At 37.3% G+C, this 5413-nt stretch carries 6 protein-coding genes; 4 read left to right on the forward strand and 2 right to left on the reverse strand.

What is annotated here, in order from left to right:
* Together IQ224_RS21240 and IQ224_RS21245 are read left to right on the forward strand one after the other, a co-directional pair.
* Positions 1-241, forward strand: a 241-nt coding sequence (locus IQ224_RS21240) for a transposase (RefSeq protein ID WP_194032751.1), incomplete at its 5' end; no start/stop codon positions are given.
* A 339-nt stretch (positions 242-580) separates the two neighbouring features.
* A complete protein-coding gene (locus IQ224_RS21245; RefSeq protein WP_370583160.1) occupies positions 581-1486 on the forward strand; it encodes an AAA family ATPase in 906 nt (301 codons plus the stop codon).
* Here IQ224_RS21245 and tnpA read toward each other — a convergent pair.
* Positions 1372-1815, reverse strand: a complete 444-nt coding sequence (gene tnpA / locus IQ224_RS21250; RefSeq protein WP_002740761.1) for an IS200/IS605 family transposase — start codon at positions 1813-1815, stop codon at positions 1372-1374. The genes IQ224_RS21245 and tnpA overlap by 115 nt on opposite strands.
* Before the next feature lie 191 nt (positions 1816-2006).
* Positions 2007-2174 (reverse strand): hypothetical protein, encoded by a 168-nt coding sequence (locus IQ224_RS21255; protein WP_002742240.1) that lies wholly within the window; start codon positions 2172-2174, stop codon positions 2007-2009.
* A gap of 155 nt (positions 2175-2329) precedes the next feature.
* On the opposite strand from IQ224_RS21255, the gene thrS reads away from it, so the two are divergent.
* On the forward strand, positions 2330-4186 hold the full coding sequence (thrS, locus tag IQ224_RS21260; protein ID WP_002742239.1) for a threonine--tRNA ligase: 1857 nt from the start codon (positions 2330-2332) through the stop codon (positions 4184-4186).
* A gap of 114 nt (positions 4187-4300) precedes the next feature.
* Positions 4301-5332, forward strand: a complete 1032-nt coding sequence (locus IQ224_RS21265) for a GTP-binding protein (protein WP_002742238.1) — start codon at positions 4301-4303, stop codon at positions 5330-5332.
* The last annotated feature ends 81 nt before the right edge of the window (positions 5333-5413 follow it).

A 5413-nucleotide genomic window follows, 5' to 3' on the forward strand; every position in this document is an offset into this window, starting at 1 on the left:
AGAGGGAATGCTATCCATCTCGGAATGGTTGGCAAAATCCTCCAGTGTTTTTACTAAGAGTTGTCAAACAATCCGAAACTGGTTTGGAGAAATAATTAGTTATTTCGAGCGAAGGACAACGAATGGGGTGGTCGAGGGAATCAACAATAAACTTAAACTAATAAAACGGAGAGGCTATGGCTTTAGAAACTTTCGGAATTTTTGGGTTAGAAGTATGTTATCTTGGCATCTTGTCTGTTGATTTAGCATAAAGAGTAACGAAGAGCCAAATAAAATATTTAAGGTTTTATCTAAGCAATTAGGATTAGAAGAAAAAGAGCTTAATAAATCTAATTTTCGTTGGACTATCGAAAAAGCAGTTAATTCCCAACTTTTTACAATACTAAATAAAAATATTAATTATTGTATAAATTCTACTCAAACTGATACCATTAGACCGATTGAAAATAAAGAAAAGTTTCCCTCAGAAACATTATTTCATGATTTAAGTTTAGCTCCAAAGATAAACCCTAATTTCTGTGATCGCATTTCAGAATTAGAAATCTTAACACAGAGAATATTAATCGAAAAAAAGCCTTTAATTTCCGTATTAGGATTGAGTGGAATTGGGAAAACTACCTTAGTTAGGCATTTTGTGGAATTAAACTTAGAAAACTTTGAAGTAGTTATTTGGCAAAATCTAAAAATATCCAATTGTTTAGACACAATTATTACTGATATTTTCACTAAAATCAATACGGATTTTATCTTAAATAATCACGATGAATTGACTTTATTTTTAAAATTATTGCAACAGAAAAAGTGTTTAATTATTTTTGACAACGTACAGGAATTATTTAGCGAGGGTGAATTAGCAGGGCAATATCAAACTAAACATAAGGAGTATCAAAAATTTTTCTCAATAATTACTAACGAAATCGAACATCAAAGTAGTTTAATTTTAATTAGTCAAGAGCGATGTTCAGAGATGTATTATTCAGATGAAAAATTAGATTTGCTTGAATTACAAGGTTTAAATAATCGAGCAATCCTCAATAATTTAGGTTTAGAAGATGAAGAAAGTTGGTTAAAATTAGCTCAGTTATACGAAAGAAACTTATCTTATTTAAAAGATATTGCTGTTTTAATTAAAGATGTTTATCATGGTTGTGTCAGTGAGTTTTTACAAGATGAAAATATTGCTATTACGGCAAAAATAAAGGAAAGTTTAGCTACGATAATTAAGAGATTATCGCCCATTGAAAAACAAATTATTCAAGCCTTAAGCAACCTAGAAAAAGATTGTTCAAGAAATGAATTAAAATCAAGTTTAGATTTGTCAGGGGATGACTTTAATGAACTACCCCGCCGCAAGCGGACGGGGTATCAGAATCAAAATAGACTCAATTGTAGATTTTGGTGTAGCTGCAGGTATTCTTTATCTTGTTCTTTTACATATCTCGCTATCATACCTTCATCCCCATGCTTTCCTACCGTACTTGCGTAATATCCATCACTCCAAAACTCTCCTCCCCACAACTGCTTTTTCACTTGAGGACACTTTTTGAAAATTTCTCTCGCCGTTATACTTTTAATCATTGTCACTATCCTTGTCACACTATAGGTCGGTACTGATTGCACCAGAAAATGCACATGATCTTTATCCACTCCAATTTCTACAAACTTTATCTCGTATCGTTTTTCCATCTCTAGACAGACTTCTTTCAACAAGCTATCTACCTGTTCGTCGAAAACGGCTTTACGATATTTGGCTGGGAACACTAAATGATATAGCAAAACACTTACATTATGGCTCTTATGGATGTATTCACTCATTTTTCTATTGTACGCCGCGAGCGGCGGGGAATTAGACCCGAAGAGATTAAAGGATTACAATCTTTACAAAAAAGATATTTATTAACTAAAATTCAAGAGTCAGAAATCTTGTTTAATCTATCTCCTGTGTTTAAAAAATATATCAAAGATACAGGTATCTAGATAAGCGGTGGTTATCATCATTTTTTACCTCAAGAACTTTGCACTAACCCGATGTCTAAATTGGTTAAAATACTTGCATATCCCTCTTGATCAGGATAGGCAATTCGTAACTGCCGATAAGCATCCCGTAGCCTAGTGTAATACCATTGCCGTGTCAGAAAATCATCTTGGGCAGCCTGTCGTCGCAAAGCTTCCACTAGAGATTGTTCTGCGCTTCAATCGTGTTCTACCATAGAACGACTGGGATAAACACCTCAGCATTGAGCTTACCGCTATGGGACTTGATCGCATTTTTCTCTCAGAAGTTCGCCCTCCTCTGCTAAGATGATAATGATTATCGTTTTAACTGGCAATGGTCAATCAAATTAGGCATCCTCTAACAGAAAGCCCCGTTATCGAAGACGATTCGCAAAAACTCTTAAAAATACGCCATACTTGCGCCCATATCTTAGCGATGGCTGTACAAACTCTCTTTCCTGAAACCAAAGTCGCTATTGGTCCCTGGACAGAAACGGGATTCTACTACGATTTCGATCGCCAAACACCCTTTACCCCCGAAGATTTGGAGAAAATAGCGGCAGAAATGGGGCGAATTATCGGGAAAAACCTGCCAATTATCCGAGAAGTGCTGGAAAGAAGCGAAATTACCGCAGAAATCGAGCGCCTTAATCAACCCTACAAAAAGTTAATTTTAGAGAGAATTCCCCCAGATGAAACCATTACCCGTTATTTTATCGGTAGTCCGGACGCAGGACGGAGCGATCGAGAACCCTCGTTAATTGATGGCGCTGTTTCTCCCCCAGAAGAATTTTGGTGGGATCTGTGTGCGGGACCCCATCTCAACTCGACGGGGGAAATTAACCCGAATGCTTTCGTCTTGGAGAGTGTAGCGGGTGCTTATTGGCAAGGAGATGAAAAACAGCCGCAATTACAGCGAATTTACGGCACAGCTTGGCAAACCCCCGCAGAATTACAAAATTATCTCCAACAAAAAGAAGAAGCGCAGCGACGAGATCATCGCAAATTGGGACAAAAATTAAAATTATTTAGCATCCAAGAAGATGCCGGTGGCGGTTTAGTTTTTTGGCATCCCCGGGGTGCAACAATGCGTTATTTAATCGAAGATTATTGGCGCCAAGCTCATTTAGAAGCGGGTTATCAATTTCTTTATACTCCCCATCTAGCTAATTTAGATCTGTGGAAAACTTCTGGACATTGGGACTTTTATCGCGACAATATGTTTGAGGCGATCGAGTTAGAACAGCAAAGCTATCAAATTAAGCCGATGAATTGTCCTTTTCATGTTTTAACCTATCAAAATGACCTGCATTCCTATCGAGAATTTCCCCTAAGATGGGCAGAATTAGGCACAGTTTATCGTTACGAGAGATCGGGGGTTTTACACGGATTAATGCGGGTGCGAGGTTTTACCCAAGATGATGCTCATATTTTTTGTTTGCCCGAACAAATTGCCGCAGAGATTCTAGGAGTTTTAAATTTAACCGAGAAAATTCTCTCCGATTTTGGCTTTACTAATTATCAGATAAATTTATCGACTCGTCCCAGTAAATCCGTGGGTAGCGATAGTGTTTGGGAATTGGCAACCGCAGCTTTAATTGAGGCCTTAAATGCTAAAAAGTGGGATTATATTGAGGATCAGGGAGGTGGGGCTTTTTATGGTCCTAAAATTGATATAAAAATTCAAGATGCGATCGGTAGAATGTGGCAATGTTCCACGATTCAGGTCGATTTTAACTTGCCAGAACGCTTTGATATGCAATATGTCGCTAGGGATGGTAGTCGGGAAAGACCGATTATGATTCATCGAGCTATTTTTGGCTCTTTGGAAAGATTTTTTGGTATTTTAATCGAGAATTATGCGGGAGATTTTCCTCTCTGGTTAGCACCTATTCAAGTCCGTTTATTACCCGTTAGTGATGAACAGCAGCATTATGCTTTAGAGGTAGCAGTGCAGTTAAAACAAGCTGGTTATCGAGTGGAAATCGATAAAAGTGGTGAGCGTTTAGGCAAACAAATTCGTACAGGAGAACTGGAAAAAATCCCTGTCTTAGCTGTGATTGGAAAACGAGAAGTTAGCAGTAAAACTCTAAGCATTCGCACTCGACAAGGGGGAGATTTAGGTTCGATGACGCTGGCAGATTTATTAGAAAAAATGCAAACGGCGATCCTATCTAAAACTAATCTCTGAAGCTTTTGTATAAACCAGCAATTAGTGGATATCGATCCCCTCCAAGCGAATTTAACAGGGTTGAGAAAAGCCTATTTTCTGCCAATTAATTAACTTACAAGTGGGTTAGCTGCCATGAGTTCTTTGATAATTCCCCTCTCCGATTCCCTCCCTTGTTTACCTAAATCGGGAATGCCTGTGACGATTATTACGGGTTTTTTAGGGAGTGGAAAAACCACCTTACTCAATCATATTCTTGACAATAAAGAAGGGTTAAAAGTTGCCGTCTTAGTCAATGAGTTTGGGGATATTAATATTGATTCTCAATTGCTTGTTTCCATCGATGAAGATATGGTAGAATTGAGTAATGGCTGTATTTGTTGTACGATTAATGATAGTTTAATTGAGACAGTCTATCAGGTCTTAGAAAAAGAAATACCCGTGGACTATCTAATTATTGAAACCACAGGATTAGCCGATCCTTTGCCAATTATCCTCACTTTCTTAGCCACGGAATTAAAATATCTGACTCGCTTAGATTCTATTATTACCCTCGTGGATTCTGAAACCTTTACTGCCGATCATTTTGATAGTAATATTGCCCTTAGTCAAATTCGTTATGGTGACGTGGTAATTCTCAATAAAATAGATCGAGTCAGTCCCAAGAAATTAGATGATTTAGAAAAGTTTATTCGTCGAGAAAAAGAGGGTATAAGACTTCTAAAAAGTAGTTATGGTCAGGTTCCTTTGGGTTTATTGTTAGATCTAGGTTTAACTAAAGAAGAATTGTATAAAGTCCAGTTGAGAGACTTTCAAAAAAATCGCCCAATCTCCATTGATAATCAATCTCCTGAAGACTTTAATTTTGTCTCCTTTGTTAGCGATAAACCATTTAATCTAGATAAATTTGAACCTTTTCTCGCGGAAAAAATGCCGATAAATGTTTTTCGAGCTAAAGGTATTCTCTGGTTTCAACAAAGCGATTTAAAACATATTTTTCAATTGAGCGGTCTTCGTTACGATCTGCAAGCGGTAGAATGGGATACATCTCCTCAGAATCAGTTAGTTTTTATCGGCAGAAATTTAAATAAAGAGGAAATCTTGACACAATTAAACGAATGCTTGGCTAGTTCTCAAAAAATTAAAAAGCACAAACTAAGTAGGTAGGTGTTAAAAGTTTTCAGACACCCCCCTTATTAAGGGGAGATTAAAGGGGGGATTGAGGGGGGATCGGCACCCCCCTTATCA

The sequence above is a fragment of the Microcystis sp. LEGE 00066 genome (assembly GCF_015207925.1).
GTDB classification, from domain to species: domain Bacteria; phylum Cyanobacteriota; class Cyanobacteriia; order Cyanobacteriales; family Microcystaceae; genus Microcystis; species Microcystis ichthyoblabe_A.

What these genes read in the sequence shown, in the direction of transcription:
- tnpA (WP_002740761.1), bottom strand. Translation starts at nt 1,815, where the DNA reads ATGAGTGAATACATCCATAAGAGCCATAATGTAAGTGTTTTGCTATAT.
- thrS (WP_002742239.1), top strand. Translation starts at nt 2,330, where the DNA reads ATGGTCAATCAAATTAGGCATCCTCTAACAGAAAGCCCCGTTATCGAA.
- IQ224_RS21265 (WP_002742238.1), top strand. Translation starts at nt 4,301, where the DNA reads ATGAGTTCTTTGATAATTCCCCTCTCCGATTCCCTCCCTTGTTTACCT.